Raw genomic sequence first — 21,687 nt, 5'->3', positions numbered from 1 at the left:
GGCCTGATCGGTTCGCGACTGCGGGGCTCCGCTGCGCTGCGCTCCTCGCGCGTCACAGGCCGGTCCGTTCGATGCGGGCCGTGCGGGCGTCCTTGCGGACCTCGTAGCGGACCGGGATCCGCTCGGCGAGCGCCGGCACGTGGGTGACCACGCCGACCATCCGGTCGCCCCGGGCGGCCAGCCCCTCCAGGGTGGCGGCGACGGTGTCCAGGGTGGCCGCGTCGAGGGTGCCGAAACCCTCGTCCAGCACGATCGACTCCAGGCTGGCGGCGGTGGTGGACATGCCGGCGAGCTGCTCGGACAGCGCCAGCGCCAACGCCAGCGACGCCTGGAACGTCTCGCCGCCGGACAGCGTCCGCACCCCCCGGCGCAGCCCCGCGTCGTGGTGGTCGACCACGAAGAACTCGCCCTTGTCGTGGACCAGGTCGTACTGGCCCTGGGACAGCTCACGCAGGATCCGGGACGCGCCGTCGACCAGCAGGTCCAGCGCCTCGGCGAGCAGCCAGCGCTCGAAGTTGTTGGCCCGCAGGTGGCCGGCGAGCGCCCGGGCCGTGCGCGCCTCGCGCTCGTGCTCGGCCCGCTGCCCGCGCAGCTCACCGGCGCGTTCCCGGCGCTCGGCCAGCTGCCGCCGGTCGGCCTCGGCGCGCTCGGCGGCCACGGTGACCGCGCGCACCGGGTCGTCGGCCGGGGGCAGCCCGGCGTCGGCGAGCAGGGTGGCGAGCCGGTCCTCCATCGCGCGGGCGGCCGCCTCGGCGTCCACCACCGACGCGGCCAGCGCGACCCGCCCGGCGCGGCGCTGCTCGGCCTGCCCCGCCGCCCACTCGGCCAGCACCGCCCAGGCGGCGGCCACGTCCTCCCGGTCGGCCGCCGGCGGGCCGAACCGGGCCAACCGGTCTCGGGCGGTGTCGAAGCCCCGCCACGCCGCGTGCAGCCGCTCCTGGGCGGTGTCCAGGCCGCCCCGGGCCCGGCGGGCGGCGTCCCGGCCGGCGCGCACCGTCGAGGCGGCCTCGTCCAGCGCCTTGCGCAGCCGGGCGTGCTCGGCCAGCGCCGCGCGCAGCGCCTCCGGCGGCGCCGCGTCGGCGAGCCGGTCGTCCAGCTCGGTCAGCCGGGCGGCCAACTGGTCGTGCTGGGCCCGGGCCCGGACCAGCACCCGGTCCAGGTCGCGGGCGGCGGCGTCGCGCTGCTGCACCACCGCCTGGGCCGCCTTGCTGGCCACCCGGGCGGCCTTGCCGGCGGCGGTCGCCGCGGCCACCGCCGAGCCGGCCGGCACCGGCGGCACCGCCCCGACGGTCTGCTCGCACACCGGGCACACGCCACCGTCGGTCAGGTGGGCGCGCAGCGCCACCGCCTGGTCGGTGGCCTTGGCCTCCTCGTGCGCCCGGAACGCCGCCTCCAGGTCAGCCTCCGCCCGGGCGGCGGCCGCTCCGGCCGCGTCCAGCGCCGCCACCGCGGCCCGGTGCTCCCGCTCGGCCGCGGCGAGCGCCGCGCGCACCGTCGCCGTCTCGGCGGTCAACCGCTCCCGGTCGGCGTGCGCGGTGAGCAGCAGCCGCAGGGTGCTCTCGTCGCCGGCGGCGGCCAGCTCGCCGCGCAGCTTCTCCTCGCGCTCCTCGGCCAGCGTCACCTCGGTGGCCGCCTCGTCGGCGACCGCCCGGGCGGCGGTCACCGCGCGGGCCACCTCGGCCACGCCGTCCGGTGCCCGCACCCCGGCCAGCCCGGCCAGGTCGGCGTCCAGGGTGGCCAGCGCCGCGGCGGCCTCCCGGGCCGCGGCCCGGGCACGCTCCCGCTCCGGTACGGCGGCGTCCACCGCTGTGGACAGCGCGCGCATCCGGTCCACCCGGGCGGCGGCCGCGGCCAGGGTCTCGTCGTCGACGTCGGCCAGCCCGGCGAGCATCCGGTCGACCGCCTCGAGCTTCGCCTCCGCCTGGGTGGCCCGTTCGGTGGCCCTCTTCTGCACCGTCTCGTAGACGCCGAGGCCGAGCAGGTTGACCAGGATCTGCTGCCGGGTGGCCGGCTTGGCGTGCAGGAAGTCGGCGAACTGCCCCTGCGGCAGCACCACGCACGAGGTGAACTGCTCGTACGGCAGGCCGACCGCCGCCAACACCGCACCCTCCATCTCGGCCGGCGTGCCGGCGACCACCTCACCGAGGTCGTCCGGGCTCAGCCCGGTGTCCAGTTTGGTCACGTCGAAGCCGGGCGGCATCAGCTGCAGCCCGGCGTTGGTGGTCTTGACCGTGCCCCGGCCGTCGCGGCGGACCACCCGGGTGGCCACGTAGCGGGCCCCGGCGGACTCGAAGACCAGCCGCACCCGGGCCTCGGTGGCGGACGGGGCGAGGGCGTTGGCCAGCCCCCGGGCACCGCCCCAGCGGGGGACCGTGCCGTAGAGGGCGAAGCAGATCGCGTCCAGCACCGTGGACTTGCCCGAGCCGGTCGGGCCGACCAGCGCGAAGAAGTCCGCGTCGGTGAAGTCGACGGTGGTCTCGTCGCGAAAGACCGTGAAGCCCGCCATGTCCAGCCGCATCGGGCGCATCAGTGATCAATCTCCTCGAACAGCTCGTCGAAGAGCTGCCGCACCTCGTCGTCGTCGTGACCGCGACTGTCCAGGTAGTCGGCGAACAGCTCGCGGGGGGAGCGGCCGGCGCGCTGGGCGGTGCCGGTGCCGCTGCCCGGCACGGGCACCAGCTCCGGGTCGATCCGGATCTCCAGCGCCCGGGGCAGCAGCTCCTGCACCTGCTCGCGCAGGCCGGCCCGGGGCTGCTCGCGGACGAACACCCGCAGCCAACCCTCCGGCGGCCCGCCCTGAGCGAGCTGGTCGAGCTGGTCGAGGGTGCCGCGTACGGTCCGCAGCGGCACCGCCGCCGGCACCGGCACCTCGCGGATCCGGGCCGCCGTCGTGGCGGTCACCTCGACCAGCGTCACCGAGGGGACGTTCTCCTGCTCGCCGAAGTCGACCGCGAGCGGGCTGCCGCTGTAGCGCACCGGGCAGGGCCCGATCACCCGCTGCGAGCGGTGCAGGTGGCCCAGCGCCACGTAGTGCGCGGTGCCCGGGAAGACGGTCGCCGGTACGGCGTAGCCGAGCACGGTGTGCGCGTCCCGCTCGCCGCCGCCGGTGCTCGCCCCGACCACGGTGACGTGCGCGGTGACCAGGTGCACCCGGTCGGGCTCGGTGAAGCCCTCGGTCAGCCGGGCCAGCACCCGGCCGAGGTGGTCGGCGTACGTCTGGGTGGCCTCCGCGGCGGTCAGCTCGTACATCTCCACCGCGCGGACGGCGTACCGCTGGGAGAGGAAGGGCAGCGCGGCGAGCTGCCAGCGCTCGCCGTCGCGGGTCACCCCGTCGATCACGTGCTCGGCCGGGTTCTCCCGGACGCCGCCGCGCAGGGTGATCCCGGCGGCGTCGGCCCACGGGCGCAGCGCGTCGAGCGCCTGCCCGTTGTCGTGGTTACCGCCGATCGCCACCAGGTCCGCCCCGGTCCGGCGCAGCGCGGTCAGCGCCCGGGTGACCAGCCGGGTCGCCTCGGCGGTCGGCGCGGCGGTGTCGTAGAGGTCACCGGCGACGATCACCAGGTCGGGGCGCTCGGCGGCGGCGATCTCGATCACCCCGGCGAGCACCTGCTTGTGCTCGTCGGCGCGGGACTGCCCCTTGAGCACCTTGCCGACGTGCCAGTCGGAGGTGTGCAGGATCTTCACGGGTGAGCCAGCCCCTCTAGAACGGGATGTCGTCGTCGCCGTCGCCGGAGCCGACCACCGCGAACGGGTCCGCCGACTGGGTGATCGAGCGCAGCGTCTCCGACGGCGGCCGGCCCGCCTCGGAGACCCGGGTGGCCCAGGCCGGGAAGGGGAACTCCAGGCAGAGCGGGACGGGGATGTCCGGCTGGTTGACGAACATGGTGCCCGGCTTGGCCAGCAGCGCCCGCTGCCGCTGGGCCGGGGGGAGGAAGCCGTACTCCGGGCGGGACGCCTCGGCCGGGTCGAGCCGGCCGACCACCCGGATCGCCGAGTTGGTGACGATCCGCCGCTCCACCTCGCTGGCGGTCTGCTGGGCGCCGACCAGGATCACCCCGAGCGACCGGCCCCGCTCGGCGATGTCCAGCAGCACCTCCTTGATCGGGGAGGAGCCCTCGCGCGGGGCGTACTTGTTGAGCTCGTCGAGCACGACGAAGAGCAGCGGCTTGGCGGTGCCGGCCTTCTCCTTGCGCTCGAACTCGCTCTTGAGGGTGACGCCGACCACGAACCGCTGCGCGCGGTCCGGCAGGTTGTGCAGGTCGACCACGGTGACCTGGGCGCTCTCCGCGGTGTTGATCGAGTGCGGGCGGCGCTCGGCCAGATCCCCGCGGATCAGCCGGCCGAGGTCCTTCTTGCTGCCGATCAGCCGACGGGCGAAGGCGTTGACGGTGCCCAGGCCGACCGCGCTGCCGGCCCACTCGGACCGGGTCTCGTCGTCGTTGAGCTGCTCCACGACGTGGTCGACCAGGTCGGCGTACGACCCCAGCCGGACCCCGTCGATGCTCACCCCGCCGTCGGCGGGCTGGGCGTACCGGGCGAGGTGGGCGGCGACCGAGTGGACCACCATCGTGTACTGCTGGCGCTCGTCGTCGGCGTCGGCGAACACGTACGGCAGGAGTCGGTCGGCGCAGAACTCGGTCAGCGTCCAGTAGAAGCTGTCCACGCCGGTGAGCCGGCTGGACACGTCGGGCGTGCCGGAGGAGTCGCCGACCCGGGGCGGGGCGTACACCCGGACGTCGGGGAAGGCCCCGGCGTCCAGGCCGAGCTTCGCGTACGCGGCCCGGGTCGGGTCGTCCAGCCGGGCGTTGGGGTGGTCGAGGAAGAGCAGGTCCTCGCCCTTGACGTTGAAGATCAGCGCTTTGGCGTTGACCGCGTCCCCGCCGAGCACGCCGGAGCGGAAGACCGAGTAGAGCAGGAAGGTGGCGAAGCTGGTCTTGGTGGCCACCCCGGAGATCCCGGAGATGGAGACGTGCGCGCCCCGGCTGCCGTCGAGGAAGTCGGCGTTGAGGTAGACCGGGACGCCGTCGCGGCCCATCCCCATCGGGATCCGCCGCTCCATCCGGTCGAAGTGCAGCGCCCGGGCCCGGGCGTCGCCCTGGGCGCGGAACACCGTGGCGCCGGGCGCGGGCGGGACGTAGAACTCCGGGTCGACCCGGGTGGTGGTGATCTCGGCGGCCTCCTGCACCTGGGCCGGCAGGGTGCCGTCGGCGATGGCGAACACGTCGGACTCGAACTGGGCGCCCTCGTGCCGGGCGCGGACCTGGGTGACCACCCCGGCGATCGTCACCGGCTCGCGGTCGGGCAGCTCGCGCCGGGTGACCACCACGTCGTCGAGCTGCAGGTAGCTGTCGGGCGAGACCGCCGTCCAGAACTGCAGCGGGGTGGCGTCGGCCGTGCCGAGCACCCGGCCCACCGGGTCGCCGGGGCCGTCGATCGGGTCGTCGGTCATCGGCGGGCTCCGGTCAGCTGGTCGTCTCGGTCAGGGCACACGCCTGCATCCTGCCCGAGGAGTACGACAGGTTGCCACGCGACGCGTCGGACGCCACCTCCGGCCGTCCACCCACCTCGCTGGCGGTCACCGGGCACGAACCGTGCGTGCCCCCGGTCGGGTGGCGCCGGCGTGGCCCGGAGGGCCGGGCCGCGGTGCCGCCCGGCGGCAGGGCTGGAGTGCCGCCGTGCCGGCCGGTTTTCGGCCGCTCCGACCGATCCGCCCACCCCGCCCCCCGTCAGGGGAGATCCTGCTAGGGCACGGGTGGATGGCGGCGAGGGGGCGACGGTGTGGTCGGAGCGGCGCAGGACCGGCGCGTTGCTGGCGCTCGCCGCCGCACCGCCGGTGCTGGAGGCCATGGTCGTCGCCGCCATCGGCTTCCAGGCGGCCCGGGCGCTGGCGCCTCAGGCCACCGCGCTGTGGCCGTACTACGCCTACCACGACATGCGGTGGCTCCTGGTCTACCACGATTCGCTCGGCAGCTTCGTGGCGTTGCTCGTCGCCGTCACCGTGCTGCGGGGGCTGACCTCCGCCGGGCTGGTCGTGCTGTCCTGGCCGAGAGACGTTCCCCGACCGCCGATCCGTTGGCTGGTCAGGCGCAATCTGGACGTCGCCGCGCTCGCCGCGGTGGTGGTGTCGCCCTGGGCCGCGCTGGCGGTGGCGTTCTCGGTGGTGGCAGTCTACTGGGTGCTGCTCGCCTCGCTGGGGCCGATGCTCCTGCTCTCGCCGTTCCTGGTCCGCGCGGGGACGGTGAAACACTGGTGGCGCGGTCTGCCCTCGCTGGAACTGCTCGGTTGGTCGGCGTTGAGCGTCGCCCTGCTCACCCTCTTCGGGGCGCTCGCCGCGAGCACGCCGGGCTGGTGGGCGGTCCCGGTGGTGGCGGTGGCCGGGGCGGTCAACGGGCTGCTGCGCCGACAGGCGGTGCGGGAGGCCCTGCGGCCCGAACCGCTGCGGTGGCCGCGGGTGCCGGTCGCGCCGCTGGCGATCGGCCTCGTCCTGTTCACCTCGTTACTGGCCCAGAGCCTGGTCGCGGCGCCGTCCGGACAGGGCGACCGGTGGCGCCCGCCCATCGTCACCGAGCCGCTCCCGTCCGAGGTCCGGCAGGCGGTGATCGTGCTCGCCGGATACGACTCGACCTATGACGGGCGGCCGGCGGGTGACCCCATGGTCCAACGGTTCTCCTACCGGGGCCTGGATGCGCAGGGCAGGCCGCTGCCATATCCGCAGGAGGCGACCCACCAGGCGCTCGGCTCGAGCGCCGACCTGCTCGCCGCGCAGGTGGCCACGGTGCACCGGCGCACCGGCCGGCCGGTGGCCCTGATCGGCCAGAGCGAGGGGGCCCTGGTGGCGCGCACCTACCTGGAGCGTACGCCCGGCACACCGGTGCAGGTGTCTCTCGAGTTCAGCCCGTTGATCCGCCCCGGCCGGGGCTACTATCCGCCGCCGGACGCGCGCGACGGCTGGGGGTTGGTCGCCGGTTGGGAACTGCGGGCCATCTTCGGACTGGCCGACCTCGGCGGAGGAGGACGGTCGAACCCCGACGAGCCGCTCTTCCGATCGATCATGGACAACGCCCCGCTCTACCGCAACCTGTCGCTCTGCCCGATCCGCGGCGTCCGGGTGGTCGGCTTCCTGCCCACCGGCAGCGCGGTCGAGGCGCCTCCCGGGCAGTACACCGCGGTCCCCGTCTATCAGGTGCCCGCCCTGCACGGCGGGGCGCTCGGGCGGCAGGGCACGCAGCAGCGCATCATCGACGTGTTGCAGGGGGCCAGCCCCGAGGGCCCGCGCAAGGAGTACGCACTGCTCCAGCATCTCGGAGCGGCCTGGCAGACCCCGCCGCTCGCCATCTCGGTGAACCCGGCGTGGCGCGACGTTCGCCAGCCGGACCCTGCCTTCAGCGGTCGGATCTGCCAGGGACGCTGACCGCGGCCGCTCGGGCGTGCGCGGCCGTCGCACGGCGGTGCCGCAACAACAGCCTCGCGGCGGCCGCGGTGAAGCCGAGCACCAGCACCGCCCGGATCGGGGCGAACGGGAACAGCAGCAGGTCGATGGCGGCCGACAGCCCGGCCGCGGCCAGCCCGAGCGGCACCGCACCGCGCCGACCCGCCGCCACCACCAGGCTGGCCGCCAGTACCAGCGCGGCGACCGCCGCGTGCAGCCACGCCCAGCCGGTGATGTCGACCACGGTGGGGCCGCGGGCCGTCTCCACCAGGTACGGATCGCCGAGGGTGTTGGCCCACGCGGACAGGAGGTCCATCAGGCCGGCGCCCGCCAGCAGGCCGCCGGCCAGCAGCGGCCGCCGCGGCGGCTGCGTCGCGATCTCCCCGATCGCCGGCCCGTCGCCCATTTTCCCAGCTTAAGGGCCTGATCGGCGGCCGGTGGGCGGTCGGCGGAAGCGCCCGCCGGGTCACTGCGGGCGGCTCGACGGTCCGCGCTGGTGAACGCCATGCGAAAAATTCTGGAAAAAAATCAGCCGTCAAGTCGTGACACGGATGGGCGGTCTGGGTCCAGAATAGCCACAACAGCGGATCGAGGATCTTCTTTTTCTCGATGCCTGCCGTCCTGGCTGTGACCTGCGGCCAGGACTGGCCCGCAACCCCCCGGGCCATCCCCGGCCGACCCCCTCGGCCGTCTGAGTGGAGGCAGAACCAGATGCGTCGTACCACTGTCCTGAGCGGCCTCGCAACAGCCGCCCTGCTCGCCGCCGCGGTCACCGTGCCCACCGCGGCCGCCGCCGCCCCCGGTGTCTCCGGCGACGCGTTCACCCGCGCCGTCGCCCAGCTCAAGGCGCACTCCGGCGCCGGGCTGGCCGCCGACAGCCAGTCCTACACCCTCAAGAACGTCGCCACCGACGCCGACGGCACCGAGCACGTCCGGCTCAACCGCTACTCCGACGGGCTGCCGGTCCTCCGTGGCGACGTCGTGGTCCACCTCGGCCGGGGCAACGCCTGGCGCGGCGCGGACCAGAGCCTCGCCGCCACCCCGGCCCGCAGCCCCAAGGCGAAGATCAGCAAGGCCGCCGCCGGGCGGGTCGCGCTGGCCGCGTCGACCGCCACCGGGCGTACGGTCTCCGGCAGCCAGCTGGTCTTCGACGCCGACCGGGCCACCACCACCCTGGCGTACGAGGTGGTGGTGGGTGGCAGCTACGCCGACGGCACCCCGAGCGAGCTGCACGTCCTGGTGGACGCCAGCACCGGCCGGGTGCGCGACTCGTGGGAGGGCGTGCAGCGCGACGGCACCGGCAACACCTTCCACTCGGGCACGGTGACGGTGGGCAGCACCCAGTCCGGCAGCACCTGGCAGCTCGCCGACGCCACCCGGGGCGGGCACAAGACGTACGACCTGAACGGCGGCACCAGTGGCACCGGCACGCTGGTCACCAGCGCCACGAACGTCTTCGGCAACGGCACGCTGAGCAACCGGCAGACCGCCGCCGCCGACGCCGCCTTCGGCGCGCAGGAGACCTGGGACTACTACAAGAACACCTTCGGCCGCCGCGGCATCCGCAACGACGGGGTCGGGGCGTACAGCCGGGTGCACTACAGCAGCAACTACGCCAACGCGTTCTGGAGCGACTCCTGCTTCTGCATGACCTACGGTGACGGCGGCTCCGGCTGGTACCCGCTGACCTCACTCGACGTGGCCGGCCACGAGATGAGCCACGGTGTCACCAGCAACACCGCCGGCCTGCGCTACAGCGGCGAGTCGGGCGGTCTCAACGAGGCGACCAGCGACATCTTCGGCACCCTGGTGGAGTTCTACGCGGCCAACGCCAAGGACCCGGGCGACTACCTGATCGGCGAGAAGCTGCGCACCAGCGGCACCCCGCTGCGGTACATGGACAAGCCGTCCAAGGACGGCAACTCGGCGGACTGCTACAGCAGCTCCGTGGGCCGGCTGGACGTGCACTACTCCTCCGGCGTGGCGAACCACTTCTTCTACCTGCTCGCGGTGGGTAGCGGTTCCTCGTCCTACGGCAACAGCCCGACCTGCAACGGCAGCACGGTGACCGGCATCGGCAACGCCAAGGCCGGCGCCATCTGGTACCGCGCGCTGACCACCTACATGACCTCGGGGACCAACTACGCCGGGGCGCGCACCGCCACCCTGTCGGCCGCCCGGGACCTGTACGGCGCCGGCAGCGTGGAGTACAACAAGGTCGCCGCCGCCTGGTCGGCGGTGAGCGTCAACTGACCCACTGATCCGCGCCGCCGGCGGCTCCTCCTCCGTCGGCGGCGCGGAGCACGGCTCGCGTCCGGGGGCGGGGGGCCCCCCCCCCGGGGGCCCCCCCCGCCGCCCCGCGGGGGGGGGGGGGGGGCCGGGGGGGCCGGCCCGCCCGGCCCCCCCCCCGCGGCGCCCCCGGGGGGGGGGGGCGCCCCCCCCCCCCCCGGCCCCGCCCCCCCCGGCGCCCGCGGGCCCCGGGCCCCCCCCCGGGCGGCCCCCGCGCCCTTCGCCGTGGCCGGGGCGCAGTGTCCGCGTACCGGCGGATCAGCCGGTACCGACGAGGGCCGGCACGGGCGGTCGGGCCCGCGCCGCCCTCCCGGGCCGCCCCGTCTCGGCGGCGTCGCTCAGCCGGCGGGAGCGGCGCCGGCGGGAGCGGCGGGCGGTGCGTCGTCGCGGGCGTAGCGGAGCATCAGCACCCCGTCGTCGGCCGCCAGCACGTGCCGCAGCGGAAGGTGCCGGGGCGCGCTGCCCTCGCCGGCGGTGATCCGGCCGGGGCCGGCCCCGGCGAGCAGCGGGGCGACGGTCAGGCACAGCTCGTCGACCAGGTCGGCGGCGGTGAGCGCGCCGAACAGGTGCGGGCCGCCCTCGCAGAGCAGCTCCGCCAGCCCGCGCCGGCGCAGCTCGCCCAGGCCGGCGGCGAGGTCGACCCGGCCCGTGCCGCGACGCACCAGGTCGGCCACCTCGGTCAGCCCGGGCGGCGGCTCGGCGTCGGTGGTGGTGAGCACGACCGGCCGCACCGGCGCGTCGGCGAAGGCGGCCTGCGCCGGGTCGAGGGCGAGCGACCGGGAGACCACCACCAGGGTGGGGTACTCGGCCAGCCCGTGCGCGCGCCGCCAGGCCCGGCGCGGTTCGCTCAGCCGGATCGCGCGGTACCCCTCGTGGCGCAGCGTGCCGGCGGCCACCAGCAGCCCGTCGCAGAGCATCCGCAGCAGCCCGAAGACCCGCTTGTCGGGCTCGCCGGAGAGCCCGGCGGAGTACCCGTCCAGGGTCACCGCGCCGTCCACGCTGGAGACGAAGTTGACCCGCAGGCGCGGTCGGCCGGCCCGGCCGTAGAGGCCGGTCAGCTCCGGGTCGTCCAGCGGCCCGGCGGACGGCGTCGGCCAGACCCGGGAGATCGGCGTCGGCGCGGTCACTCGCCGGCCGACCCGGTCGCCGGTGGGGTGGGCGCGGGCGCGCGGTGCTGGCAGTCGCACCACGTCCGGCCCCGGCAGTCGCGGTGCCGACGGTCCCGGCACGCTCGGCAGATCATGCCGGCAGCCTATGCGGCCCGGCCGTGGCCCCGGCGGCGGTACCGCAAACCCTCCTGCCGGTAACGATCTGGGAACGCTCCCATCGGTCTATTGACACTCCTGAGACCGGCCGGCAATGTCATGGGAGCGTTCCCAAGGCGTGGCGCGGCTCACTCGCGCGCCACGACCGCCGACCGGTGGCCGACGCCGGAGCGGTACGGGCGCGCGCACAGCACTCCCCACCACACCCACCCAGCCTCACCACTGAGAAGAGGGGTCAGGATGAGCGTCACCACGCGGCGCGGCCGGTTCGCGGCCGCCGCCCTGGCCGCGATCACCGCCATCGGCGGTCTCGCGGCCTGCGGCAAGGACGACGACGGCGCCACGCAGGCCGAGGGCAAGCCCGACAAGCTGGTCGTCGACACGTTCGGCGAGTTCGGCTACGACGAGATCGTCAAGCAGTACGAGAAGGACACCGGCATCAAGGTCGAGCTGCGCAAGACCGCCCAGCTCAACGAGTACCGCCCGAAGGTCGTCCGGGCGCTGGCCACCGGCAAGGGCGCCGGCGACGTGGTCGCCCTGGAGGAGGGCATCCTCAACGAGTTCAAGACGAACCCGGCGAACTGGGCCGACCTCGGGCCGTTGGTGGCCGACCACAGCAAGGACTACCTGCCCTGGAAGTGGGAGCTGGGCAAGGCGGCGGACGGTCGGCTGATCGGCCTGCCCACCGACGTCGGCAGCCTCGCCGTCTGCTACCGGCGGGACCTGTTCCAGGCCGCCAAGCTGCCGGTCGAGCGGGACCAGGTGGCGGCGCTCTGGCCGGACTGGAACGCCTTCATCGAAACCGGCAAGAAGTACCGCGCCGCCACCGGCAAGGGCCTGATCGACTCGGTGACCACCGCGGCCAGCGCGGTGATGTTCCAGCAGGGCGGCGACCTGTTCTACGACAAGGACGACAACATCGTCGCCGACACCAGCCCGGCGGTGAAGAAGTCCTGGGACACCGCGGTCGCGATGGCCGACGCGAAGATCAGCGCGCAGAGCGCCACCTGGTCGCCGGAGTGGTCCGCCGGCTTCAAGCAGGGCACCTTCGCGGCGACGTTCTGCCCGTCCTGGATGCTCGGCATCGTCGCGGACAACTCCGGCCCGGAGAACAAGGGCAAGTGGGACGTGGCGCCGGTCCCCGGCGGCGCGGGCAACTGGGGCGGCTCCTGGCTCGCCGTGCCGAGCCAGAGCAAGCACCAGAAGGAGGCGGCGAAGCTCGCCGAGTACCTCACCAACGCCCAGAGCCAGGTGGCGGCGTTCAAGCTCAAGGGCCCGCTGCCGACCAACCTGGAGGCGCTGAAGAACCCGGAGTTCCTCGGCTACACCAACGAGTACTTCAACAACGCGCCGACCGGCAAGATCTTCGGTGACAGCGTCGCCAAGATCCAGCCACTGCACCTCGGCCCGAAGCACCAGTCGGTGAAGGAGAACGCGTTCGAGCCGGCACTGCGGTCGTACGAGAGCGGGCAGTCCCCCAAGGACAAGGCCTGGGAGCAGTTCGCCAAGGACGCCAAGACGCAGGGCGCCTTCTGATCCCTGATCCCCGAGCGGCGGTGGCGTCCGGGTCCCCCGGGCGCCACCGGTCGCGTCCGCTCTCTCGTACCGCCCGCCTCACCGGCGCAGGGAAGGACTCCCGATGAGCCTGTCCGCCACCACGGCACCTCCGTCACCCACCACACCACCGCCCCCGCCGCCCCGCCGCCGGGCCGGGGTGCTGTCGCACCGCCTCGACCTGAAGCTCTCCCCGTACCTCTACATCGCCCCGTTCTTCGTGCTCTTCGGGATCTTCGGGTTCTACCCGATGCTGCGCACCGCGTGGATGTCGCTGCACGACTGGAACCTGATCGGCGGGCACAGCTTCATCGGGTTCGACAACTACACCCGGCTCGTCACCGACGAGTACTTCTGGAACGCCACCGTCAACACGTTCGGCATCTTCCTGCTGTCCACCGTCCCGCAGCTGCTCCTCGCGCTGTTCCTGGCCACCCTGCTCAACCGCACCTTCCTGCGGGCCAGGACGTTCTTCCGGCTGGCCATCTTCATGCCGAACGTGGTCTCCGTCGCCGCCGTCGCGATCGTCTTCGGGATGCTCTTCCAGCGCGACTTCGGCCTGGTCAACTGGCTGCTCGGGCACGTCGGCGTCGGCCCGGTCGACTGGGACGCGCAGAAGTGGAGCTCCTGGACGGCGATCGCCTCGATGGTCAACTGGCGATGGACCGGCTACAACACGCTGATCCTGCTGGCCGGCATGCAGGCTATCCCCAAGGATCTCTACGAGGCGGCCGCGATCGACGGCGCCGGCCAGTGGAAGCAGTTCTGGCGGATCACCCTGCCGATGCTCACCCCGACCTTCGTCTTCGTCGTCACCCTGTCCACCATCGGCGGCCTGCAGCTGTTCACCGAGCCGCTGGTCTTCGCCAACGGCAACATCATCGGCGGCGACCAGCGCGAGTTCCAGACCCTGGCCATGTACATGTACGAGCTGGGCATCGAGAACCTGAACACGGCCGGGTACGGCGCCGCGGTCGCCTGGGCGATGTTCGTGATGATCGCCCTGGTCTCGCTGGTGAACTTCCTGCTCGTCCGTCGTACGGTGAAGTGAGGAGCGCACCGTGAACCAGGCATCCCAGCGCCTCTGGCGCACCAGCCCGCTGATGTACTGCGCGCTCGTGCTCGCGGTGCTCTTCTCGATCTATCCCTTCTACTACATGATCGTCATCGCCACCCGCAGCCTGGACTCGATCAACGACGTGCCGCCGCCGGTCACCCCGGCCGGGGACTTCGGCGCGAACTTCGGTCGGGTGCTCGACAACGACGCGGCGAACTTCGTCACCGGCCTGATCAACTCGCTGGTCGTCGCGACGGTGGTGACCATCTCCGTGGTGGTCACCGGCTCGCTCGCCGGCTTCGCCTTCGCCAAGCTGCGGTTCCGGGGCCGCAACGCCCTGCTGCTGTCGATCATCGTGACCATGATGATCCCCACCCAGCTCGGCCTGATCCCGCTCTGGGGCATGATCCAGGACTTCGGCTGGTACGACTCGCTGCTCGCGGTGACCGTGCCGTTCCTGGTCAGCGCGTTCGGGGTGTTCATGATGCGGCAGTACGCCACCCAGGCCATCTCCGACGAGCTGATCGAGGCGGGTCGGGTCGACGGCGCCAGCACCTTCCGGATCTTCTGGAACATCGTGCTGCCCGCGCTGCGCCCCGCCGCCGCCGTGCTCGGCCTGCTCACCTTCATGGAGACCTGGAACTCCTACCTGTGGCCGTACGCCGTGCTCACCCCCGAGAACCCGACCCTGCAGGTGTCGCTGGCGTTCCTGTCGTACGCCTACTACACCGACTACTCGCAGGTGTTCGCCGCGACCGCCATCGGCACCGTGCCGTTGGTGATCGTGTTCGTCCTGTTCGGCCGCCAGATCATCGGCGGGATCATGGAAGGTGCCGTCAAATCGTGAGTAATCCATCCCATCCGCCCGCGGTCGGCGTCCTCGACCAGGGGCCGGAACTCCTCTTCCCACCCGGCTTCCTGTGGGGCGCGGCGACCGCCGCGTACCAGATCGAGGGCGCGGCCGCCGAGGACGGCCGTACCCCGTCCATCTGGGACACGTTCAGTCACACCGAGGGGCGGGTGGTGGCCGGGCACACCGGCGACGTCGCCTGCGACCACTACCACCGGATGACCGACGACGTGCGGCTGATGGCCGAGCTGGGCCTGAAGTCGTACCGGTTCTCGGTCTCCTGGCCGCGGGTCCAGCCCGGGGGGTCCGGGCCGGCCAACCAGCGGGGGCTGGACTTCTACCGCCGGCTGGTGGACGAGCTGCGGGCCCACGACATCGAGCCGTGGCTGACCCTCTACCACTGGGACCTGCCCCAGCCGCTGGAGGACGCCGGGGGCTGGCCGGCCCGGGACACCGCCGCCCGGTTCGCCGACTACGCCCAGCTGGTCGGAGACGCCCTCGGCGACCGGGTCGACTACTGGACGACGCTGAACGAGCCCTGGTGCTCGGCCTTCCTCGGGTACGGCTCCGGGGTGCACGCCCCGGGCCGCTCCGACGGGGCCGAGGCCGTCCGGGCCGGGCACCACCTGATGCTCGGCCACGGGCTCGCCGTGCAGGCGCTGCGCGCGTCCCTGCCGCAGGCCAAGCTGGGCATCACCGTCAACCTGTACCCGGTCACCCCGGCCAGCGACGCGCCCGCCGACGTGGACGCCGCCCGCCGGATCGACGGGCTGGCCAACCGGTTCTTCCTCGACCCGGTGCTGCGCGGGTCGTACCCGGCGGACCTGGTCGCCGACCTGCGCGAGGTGACCGACTTCGGGCACGTTCGCGACGGCGACCTGGCCACCATCGCCACCCCGCTGGACGTGGTCGGCGTCAACTACTACAGCCGGCACGTGGTGGCCGCCCCGGTGCCGGACGCCGAGCCGGAGCGGTACTGGCGGGCGCCGTCCTGCTGGCCGGGCAGCGAGGACGTCCGGTTCGTCACCCGCGGCGTGCCGGTCACCGACATGGACTGGGAGATCGACGCCCCGGGCCTGGTGGAGACGCTGCGTCGGGTGCACGAGGAGTACACCGACCTGCCGCTGTACGTCACCGAGAACGGCTCCGCGTTCGTCGACACGGTGGTCGACGGTCGGGTCGACGACGTCGACCGGCTGGCCTACTTCGACGCGCACCTGCGCGCCGCGCACGAGGCGATCGCGGCGGGGGTGCCGCTGAAGGGCTACTTCGCCTGGTCACTGCTGGACAACTTCGAGTGGGCCTGGGGGTACACCAAGCGCTTCGGGATGGTCCGGGTCGACTACGACACCCAGGCACGAATCCCCAAGTCCAGCGCCAGGTGGTACGCCGAGGTGATCCGACGCAACGGTCTGGCCGCACAATAGGCGAAAGGCCAGCCAGTTTTCCGGGCGGCCCCGGCACCCACCCGCTCCCACGGGTGGGTGCCGGCGCCGCCCGACGTCGGAGGAGCAGACCCATGACAACGCAGCGCACCCGGTCGCTCGGGCGCCCGACACTCGACGCGGTCGCCGCCCGCGCCGGGGTCGGGCGGGGCACGGTCTCCCGGGTGGTCAACGGCTCGCCCCAGGTCAGCCCGGAGGCCCGGGCCGCGGTCCAGCAGGCCATCGCCGAGCTGGGGTACGTCCCGAACCGGGCCGCCCGGGCCCTGGTCACCCAGCGGACCGACTCGGTCGCCCTGGTGGTCTCCGAGTCCGGGGAGCGGGTCTTCACCGAGCCGTTCTTCGCCGCCATCGTCCGGGGCGTCAGCTCCGGTCTGCTGGACACGCCCCTGCAGCTCTGGCTCGCCATGGTGCAGTCGCCGATCGAGCGGGAACGCGTCGAGCACCACCTGACCAACCAGCACGTCGACGGGGTGCTGCTGCTCTCGCTGCACGACGCCGACCCGCTGCCCACCCTGCTGGAGGAGCGCGACCTGCCGACCGTGCTCGGCGGCCGGCCGGCCCGGATGCTCCAGCCCGGCGCGCAGCCGGCCTGGTTCGTGGACGTGGATAACATCGGCGGGGCCCGCAACGCGGTCGAGCACCTGGCCGGCCAGGGCCGGCGCCGGATCGCGCACCTGGCCGGGCCGCAGGACATGGGCGCCGGCGTCGACCGGCTGACCGGCTACCGGGACGCCGTCCGGGCCGCCGGGGGCGAGGTCGACCCCCGCATGATCGCGTACGGCGACTTCAGCGAGGGCAGCGGCGTGGCAGCCATGCGGCAGCTGCTGGACGCCTGCCCGGACCTGGACGCGGTCTTCGTCGCCTCCGACCTGATGGCCTTCGGCGCCCTGCGCACGCTGCGCGACGCCGGTCGCCGGGTGCCCGAGGACGTGGCCGTGATCGGGTTCGACGACGCGCCGATCGCCCAGCAGGCGGAGCCGCCGCTGACCACGGTCTTCCAGCCGGTGGAGGAGATGGGTCGGCAGATGGCCCGGCTGCTGGTGGCCCGGATCCGCGGCGACGAGATCCCCGCCCCGCACCTGCTGCTGGAGACCAAGCTCGTCGAGCGTGCCTCCGCCTGAGCGGGCTGGTCACGGGCCGCCCTTGCGGCCGCCCGTCGGCGGTCCCGCCCGGCCCGCGGCGACGGTCAGGCGGGCGTGGTCCAGCGGCGCAGCTCGCGCTTCGCCAGCGAGGCGCGGTGCACCTCGTCGGGGCCGTCCGCCAGGCGCAGCGTGCGCGCCTGGGCCCAGAGGGCGGCGAGCGGGGTGTCCTGGCTGACGCCCGCGCCGCCGTACCCCTGGATCGCCTTGTCGATCACCCACTCCGCCATCGCCGGCGTGGCGATCTTGATGGCCTGGATCTCGGTGTGCGCGCCCTTGTTGCCGACGGTGTCCATCAGCCAGGCGGTCTTGAGCACCAGCAGCCGGGCCTGCTCGATCCGGACCCGGGACTCGGCGATCCACTCCCGGACCACGCCCTGCTCGGCCAGCGGCCGGCCGAACGCGATCCGTTCGGCGGCCCGCCGGCAGAGCAGCTCCAGGGCCCGTTCGGCCATCCCGACCAGCCGCATGCAGTGGTGGATCCGGCCCGGGCCGAGCCGGGCCTGCGCGATCGCGAAGCCGGTGCCCTCGGCACCGACCAGGTGCTCCGCCGGCACCCGGACGTCGGTGAAGTCGATCTCGGCGTGCCCGCCGTGCGGGGCGTCGCTGTAGCCGAAGACCGTCATGCCCCGGCGGACGGTCACGCCCGGGGTGTCCCGGGGGACCAGGATCATGCTCTGCTGGCGGTGCCGGTCGGCGTCGGGGTCGGTCTTGCCCATCACGATGAAGATCTCGCAGCGCGGGTCCATCGCCCCGGACGACCACCACTTGCGGCCGTTGATCACGTAGTGGTCGCCGTCCCGGGTGATCCGGGTGGCGATGTTGGTGGCGTCCGAGGAGGCCACCTCCGGCTCGGTCATGCAGAACGCCGAGCGGATCTGTCCGTCCAGCAGCGGCTTGAGCCAGCGCTCCCGCTGCGCCTCGGAGCCGAACTCGGCCAGCAGCTCCATGTTGCCGGTGTCCGGTGCGGCGCAGTTGAGCGCCTCCGGCGCCAGGTGCGGGCTGCGGCCGGTCAGCTCGGCCAGCGGAGCGTACTGGAGGTTGGTCAGGCCGGCGCCGTAGCGGGAATCGGGGAGGAAGAGGTTCCACAGGCCTCGCGAACGGGCCTCGGCCTTCAGCTCGCCCATCACCGGCGGGCGCGCCCACGGGTCTCCGGCGGCGGCCACCTGCTCGTGGTGCACCGGCTCGGCCGGCAGGACGCACTCGTCCAGGAAGGCGGTCAGCCGCTCCCGCAGCTCGACCGTGCGGGCGTCGTACGCGAACTCCATCACTTCTCCCTGACCGCGTGCAGTCCGTGCCCGACCAGCGGCGCCACCATCTCGCCGATCCGGTCGAAGCCCCCGCCGAGCGTCTGCCCGAGGGTGTGCCGGTAGTGGATGCCCTCGCAGATCACCGCGAGCTTGAAGCAGCCGAGCGCCACGTGCCAGTGCAGCGGGCCGACGTCCACCCCGCTGCGCCGGGCGTACCGGTCGATCAGCTCGGCCCCGGTGGGGAAGCCGGCGCGCGGGCCGATGCCGTCGGCCACCGGGTTGCCCTCGGCCAGCTCGCTGTCGCCGAGCACGTCCCAGTAGGTCAGCAGCAGGCCCAGGTCGGCCAGCGGGTCACCCAGGGTGGCCATCTCCCAGTCGAGCACCGCCCGCACCGAGACCGGGTCGACTCCGGCGAGGAGATTGTCCAACCGGTAGTCGCCGTGCACGATCCGGCCGGCGTTGGCGCCCTCCGGCACCGAGGCGGCGAGCAGGTCCCGCAGCTCGTCGATGCCGGGCAGCTCGCGGCTGCGGGACCGGTCGAGCTGCCCCGCCCAGCGGCGGACCTGCCGGCCCAGGTAGCCCTCCGGGCGGCCGAAGTCGGCCAGCCCCACCTCGGCCGGGTCGACCCGGTGCAGCGCGGCCAGGGTGTCCATCATCGCCAGCGCCAGCTCGCGCCGGCGGTCGGCGCCGAGCGGGTCGGTCTGGGCGCGGCTGCGGAACACCTCGCCGGTGACCCGCTCCATCAGGTAGAAGGGCGCGCCGATCACCTCCGGATCCGCGCAGAGCAGCAGCGCCCCGGGCACCGGCACGTCGGTCGGGGCGAGCGCGGAGATCACCCGGAACTCGCGGGCCATGTCGTGCGCGGTGGCCAGCACGTGCCCCAGCGGCGGCCGGCGCAGCACCACCTCGCGCTCGCCCGCGCGGACCAGGTAGGTCAGGTTGGACTTGCCGCCGGCGATCAGCGTCGCGCTCAGCGGGCCGCCGGCGAGCTCCGGCCGGTGCTGGGCGAGGTGCTCGGCGAGCCGGTCCAGATCCAGCCCCTTCGGGGACCGGGTCGCGGGCTCGGCGGCCCGCGGCGGGTCGAGGGCCGGTTCGGTCATCCGAATAGTTGATGGCAGCTCAGCTTTCTTGTCAAGGTCGGATTTTCCGCCCGGGACATGCCGCGGCAACAGGGTCGAAATGGTCAACCGGCAGGCTGAGCCCAGCCTGCCGGCCGCGACGGCCGGCCCGCGCGGCGGAGGGACAGACATGTTGCTCAGAGTTCGGGTGACCCTGCCGGACCGACCCGGGACGCTCGGCCAGGTGGCCCGGACCCTCGGCGTCTCCGGCGCCGACATCGTGCAGGTGGTGGTGCTGGAGCGGCTCGGCGGCCGGGCGGTGGACGACTTCACCGTGGTCTGGCCCGGCGCGGCCCGGGTCGAGCGCCTGCTGGCCGGCCTGGCCGCCATCCCGGGGGTACGCGTGGACGGGGTCTGGCGGGCGATCGGCGCGCCGACCACCACCGGGCAGGACGCCGAGCTGCTGGCCCAGGTCGCCGCGAACCCGACCGACGGGGTGGCCACCCTGGTCGACGCCGTGCCGGGGCTGCTCGCCGCCGACTGGGCGGTGGCCGCGGTGGTGCCGCTGGACTGGGCGACGCGTACCGGTGGCGGGACGGCGACCGTCGGGCACGCCAGCTGGCGGGCGCCCCAGCCGGCCCGGCTGCCCGAGGTCACCCCGCTGCGGGCCCGGGCGCTGACCGGAGCGGACGGCGCGCACCACGCGATCGCGCCGTTCGGCCGGGCCGGGCTGGTGCTGGTGGTGGCCCGGGAGCACACCGAACCGCTCACCGCCGCCGGGTTCCACTCCACCGAGGTGGACCGCCTCGCGCAGCTGGTCCGGGCCAGCGCGGTGATCCTCGGCGACCGGCTCGACCTGGTCGGCGCGCCGCCGGTGCCCGGGGTCGCCTGACCCGCGGGCCGGCGTTCCGGCCGGTGAGGCTCGTGCTAGAAACAACTCCCAGGGTCGACCACGCCCCCGTCATCCGACGAGCGAAGGGCGCGCCATGACCCAGAGCCCCACCGAGTCGCGTCCCGGCCGCTCCCCGTGGAGCGTGCACGGCGACGGCCGGTCCATCCGACCGGGCGACGTGGTGCACCCCGGCGAACGGCTCTCCTGGCCGCGCACCGTCGGTGTCGGCGTCCAGCACGTGGTGGCGATGTTCGGCGCCACCTTCACGGTGCCACTGATCACCGGCTTCCCGCCGGCCACCACGCTCTTCTTCTCCGGCATCGGCACGCTGCTCTTCCTGCTGATCACCGGGAACCGGCTGCCGTCGTACCTCGGCTCGTCCTTCGCCTTCATCGCCCCGGTGCTGGCGGCCAAGGCCGGCGGCGACATCGGCCCGGCGCTCGGCGGCATCGTGGTGGCCGGCGCCGTGCTCGCCCTGGTCGGCCTGGTCGTGCAGCTGGCCGGCGCCCGCTGGATCGACGCGCTGATGCCGCCGGTGGTCACCGGCGCGATCGTCGCGCTGATCGGTCTCAACCTCGCCCCGGTGGCCTGGGACGGCGGCGGCAGCGGCACCGGGGTGCGCGCCCAGCCGCTGATCGCCGTGGTCACCCTGGTCGCGATCCTGGTCGCCACGGTCGCCTTCCGCGGCTTCCTGGCCCGGCTCTCCATCCTGCTCGGGGTGGTGGTCGGCTGGCTGCTCGCCGCGGCGCTCGGCGACCTCGACCCGAAGGCCGTCGACGCGCTGCGCCAGGCCGACTGGGTGGGACTGCCGCAGTTTCACGCGCCGAGCTTCAGCCTGCGCGCGGTGGTGCTGGTCATCCCGGTGATCCTGGTGCTGATCGCGGAGAACGCCGGGCACGTCAAGGCGGTCGCCGCGATGACCGGCCGCAACCTGGACAGGGTCATGGGCCGCGCGTTCCTCGGTGACGGGCTGGCCACCGTCCTCGCCGGCTCCGGCGGCGGCTCCGGCACCACCACGTACGCCGAGAACATCGGCGTGATGGCGGCGACCCGGGTCTACTCCACCGCCGCGTACTGGGTGGCCGGGGTGGCGGCCGTGCTGCTCGGGCTCAGCCCGAAGTTCGGCGCGCTGATCCTGACCGTGCCGGCCGGCGTACTCGGTGGCGCCACCACCGCGCTGTACGGCCTGATCGCCGTCCTCGGCGCCCGGATCTGGATCGAGAACCGGGTCGACTTCCACGACCCGGTCAACCTGATGACCGCCGCCGTGGCGCTGATCGTCGGCGCGGCGAACTACACGATCGTCGCCGGTGACCTGTCGTTCAACGGCATCGCGCTGGGCACGGCCGCCGCGTTGGTCATTTACCACGGCATGCGGCTGATCGCCCGGCTTTGCGGCACCGGCGCCGAGGCCCGGCGCGGCCCCGAGCCGGAAGTCTGACGGGGCGGACGGATTTCC

Annotated in this window: 16 protein-coding genes; 9 read left to right on the top strand and 7 right to left on the bottom strand. The window is 73.9% G+C overall.

All coding sequences use genetic code 11. The features are described 5' to 3' along the window. Positions 1-52: 52 nt before the first annotated feature. The 3 genes from ACFY3U_RS24945 to ACFY3U_RS24935 are packed head-to-tail and all read right to left on the bottom strand — an operon-like array spanning position 53 to position 5,449. Positions 53-2,527 carry an AAA family ATPase gene (locus ACFY3U_RS24945; protein ID WP_387205917.1) on the bottom strand — a complete coding sequence of 825 codons (2,475 nt, stop codon included), beginning with the start codon at positions 2,525-2,527 and terminating at the stop codon, positions 53-55. Continuing rightward, positions 2,527-3,684, bottom strand: a complete 1,158-nt coding sequence (locus ACFY3U_RS24940; protein ID WP_387205915.1) for an exonuclease SbcCD subunit D — start codon at positions 3,682-3,684, stop codon at positions 2,527-2,529. The genes ACFY3U_RS24945 and ACFY3U_RS24940 overlap by 1 nt, the downstream gene beginning before the upstream one ends. 16 nt (positions 3,685-3,700) lie before the next feature. Next, entirely contained in the window at positions 3,701-5,449 is a 1,749-nt protein-coding gene (locus ACFY3U_RS24935; protein WP_387205913.1) for an ATP-binding protein, read from the bottom strand. 396 nt (positions 5,450-5,845) lie between these two features. Between ACFY3U_RS24935 and ACFY3U_RS24930 the strand changes: the two genes are divergently transcribed. Further along, positions 5,846-7,411: a hypothetical protein gene (locus tag ACFY3U_RS24930; protein WP_387205987.1), complete on the top strand. Its 1,566-nt coding sequence runs from the start codon at positions 5,846-5,848 to the stop codon at positions 7,409-7,411. Here the strand turns inward: ACFY3U_RS24930 and ACFY3U_RS24925 are convergent. Then, complete coding sequence (locus ACFY3U_RS24925) at positions 7,383-7,835, bottom strand: hypothetical protein (RefSeq protein WP_387205911.1); 453 nt, start codon at positions 7,833-7,835, stop codon at positions 7,383-7,385. The two genes, ACFY3U_RS24930 and ACFY3U_RS24925, sit on opposite strands and share 29 nt — an antisense overlap. Positions 7,836-8,140: 305 nt before the next feature. Between ACFY3U_RS24925 and ACFY3U_RS24920 the strand changes: the two genes are divergently transcribed. Further along, positions 8,141-9,682 carry a M4 family metallopeptidase gene (locus tag ACFY3U_RS24920; RefSeq protein WP_387205909.1) on the top strand — a complete coding sequence of 514 codons (1,542 nt, stop codon included), beginning with the start codon at positions 8,141-8,143 and terminating at the stop codon, positions 9,680-9,682. Between the two features lie 374 nt (positions 9,683-10,056). On the opposite strand, the gene ACFY3U_RS24915 is transcribed toward ACFY3U_RS24920, so the two are convergent. Beyond that, complete coding sequence (locus ACFY3U_RS24915) at positions 10,057-10,845, bottom strand: pyrimidine reductase family protein (protein ID WP_387205985.1); 789 nt, start codon at positions 10,843-10,845, stop codon at positions 10,057-10,059. Positions 10,846-11,223: 378 nt separating this feature from the next. Between ACFY3U_RS24915 and ACFY3U_RS24910 the strand changes: the two genes are divergently transcribed. The 5 genes from ACFY3U_RS24910 to ACFY3U_RS24890 all read left to right on the top strand — a co-directional run bounded on the left by ACFY3U_RS24910 (position 11,224) and on the right by ACFY3U_RS24890 (position 17,010). After that, entirely contained in the window at positions 11,224-12,519 is a 1,296-nt protein-coding gene (locus tag ACFY3U_RS24910) for an ABC transporter substrate-binding protein (RefSeq protein ID WP_387205907.1), read from the top strand. 103 nt (positions 12,520-12,622) lie between these two features. Then, positions 12,623-13,588 (top strand): carbohydrate ABC transporter permease, encoded by a 966-nt coding sequence (locus ACFY3U_RS24905; RefSeq protein WP_387205905.1) that lies wholly within the window; start codon positions 12,623-12,625, stop codon positions 13,586-13,588. A gap of 10 nt (positions 13,589-13,598) precedes the next feature. Beyond that, complete coding sequence (locus ACFY3U_RS24900; protein ID WP_387205903.1) at positions 13,599-14,441, top strand: carbohydrate ABC transporter permease; 843 nt, start codon at positions 13,599-13,601, stop codon at positions 14,439-14,441. After that, the gene (locus ACFY3U_RS24895; RefSeq protein WP_387205901.1) at positions 14,438-15,871 is read left to right on the top strand and encodes a GH1 family beta-glucosidase; all 1,434 of its coding nucleotides are present in this window, start codon (positions 14,438-14,440) and stop codon (positions 15,869-15,871) included. Before ACFY3U_RS24900 ends, ACFY3U_RS24895 begins: the two co-directional genes overlap by 4 nt. Before the next feature lie 92 nt (positions 15,872-15,963). After that, positions 15,964-17,010 (top strand): LacI family DNA-binding transcriptional regulator, encoded by a 1,047-nt coding sequence (locus ACFY3U_RS24890; protein ID WP_387205899.1) that lies wholly within the window; start codon positions 15,964-15,966, stop codon positions 17,008-17,010. A gap of 65 nt (positions 17,011-17,075) precedes the next feature. Here the strand turns inward: ACFY3U_RS24890 and ACFY3U_RS24885 are convergent, their stop codons facing one another. After that, on the bottom strand, positions 17,076-18,296 hold the full coding sequence (locus ACFY3U_RS24885) for an acyl-CoA dehydrogenase family protein (RefSeq protein WP_387205897.1): 1,221 nt from the start codon (positions 18,294-18,296) through the stop codon (positions 17,076-17,078). Beyond that, complete coding sequence (locus ACFY3U_RS24880) at positions 18,296-19,378, bottom strand: phosphotransferase family protein (protein ID WP_387205895.1); 1,083 nt, start codon at positions 19,376-19,378, stop codon at positions 18,296-18,298. The genes ACFY3U_RS24885 and ACFY3U_RS24880 overlap by 1 nt, the downstream gene beginning before the upstream one ends. Positions 19,379-19,526: 148 nt before the next feature. On the opposite strand from ACFY3U_RS24880, the gene ACFY3U_RS24875 reads away from it, so the two are divergent. Both ACFY3U_RS24875 and ACFY3U_RS24870 read left to right on the top strand, forming a co-directional pair. Further along, on the top strand, positions 19,527-20,228 hold the full coding sequence (locus tag ACFY3U_RS24875) for an amino acid-binding protein (RefSeq protein ID WP_387205893.1): 702 nt from the start codon (positions 19,527-19,529) through the stop codon (positions 20,226-20,228). A gap of 94 nt (positions 20,229-20,322) precedes the next feature. Then, positions 20,323-21,669: a uracil-xanthine permease family protein gene (locus ACFY3U_RS24870; protein ID WP_387205891.1), complete on the top strand. Its 1,347-nt coding sequence runs from the start codon at positions 20,323-20,325 to the stop codon at positions 21,667-21,669. The last annotated feature ends 18 nt before the right edge of the window (positions 21,670-21,687 follow it).

Source organism: Micromonospora sp. NPDC000089 (assembly GCF_042899365.1).
Lineage (GTDB): Bacteria > Actinomycetota > Actinomycetes > Mycobacteriales > Micromonosporaceae > Micromonospora.
This window is presented reverse-complemented; position numbering and strand designations above follow the sequence as displayed.

Coding starts and splice junctions, on each gene's coding strand:
- ACFY3U_RS24910 (WP_387205907.1), top strand. CDS start 11,224: ATGAGCGTCACCACGCGGCGCGGCCGGTTCGCGGCCGCCGCCCTGGCC.
- ACFY3U_RS24905 (WP_387205905.1), top strand. CDS start 12,623: ATGAGCCTGTCCGCCACCACGGCACCTCCGTCACCCACCACACCACCG.
- ACFY3U_RS24935 (WP_387205913.1), bottom strand. CDS start 5,449: ATGACCGACGACCCGATCGACGGCCCCGGCGACCCGGTGGGCCGGGTG.
- ACFY3U_RS24880 (WP_387205895.1), bottom strand. CDS start 19,378: ATGACCGAACCGGCCCTCGACCCGCCGCGGGCCGCCGAGCCCGCGACC.
- ACFY3U_RS24920 (WP_387205909.1), top strand. CDS start 8,141: ATGCGTCGTACCACTGTCCTGAGCGGCCTCGCAACAGCCGCCCTGCTC.
- ACFY3U_RS24930 (WP_387205987.1), top strand. CDS start 5,846: ATGGTCGTCGCCGCCATCGGCTTCCAGGCGGCCCGGGCGCTGGCGCCT.
- ACFY3U_RS24875 (WP_387205893.1), top strand. CDS start 19,527: ATGTTGCTCAGAGTTCGGGTGACCCTGCCGGACCGACCCGGGACGCTC.
- ACFY3U_RS24885 (WP_387205897.1), bottom strand. CDS start 18,296: ATGGAGTTCGCGTACGACGCCCGCACGGTCGAGCTGCGGGAGCGGCTG.
- ACFY3U_RS24945 (WP_387205917.1), bottom strand. CDS start 2,527: ATGCGCCCGATGCGGCTGGACATGGCGGGCTTCACGGTCTTTCGCGAC.
- ACFY3U_RS24890 (WP_387205899.1), top strand. CDS start 15,964: ATGACAACGCAGCGCACCCGGTCGCTCGGGCGCCCGACACTCGACGCG.
- ACFY3U_RS24925 (WP_387205911.1), bottom strand. CDS start 7,835: ATGGGCGACGGGCCGGCGATCGGGGAGATCGCGACGCAGCCGCCGCGG.
- ACFY3U_RS24870 (WP_387205891.1), top strand. CDS start 20,323: ATGACCCAGAGCCCCACCGAGTCGCGTCCCGGCCGCTCCCCGTGGAGC.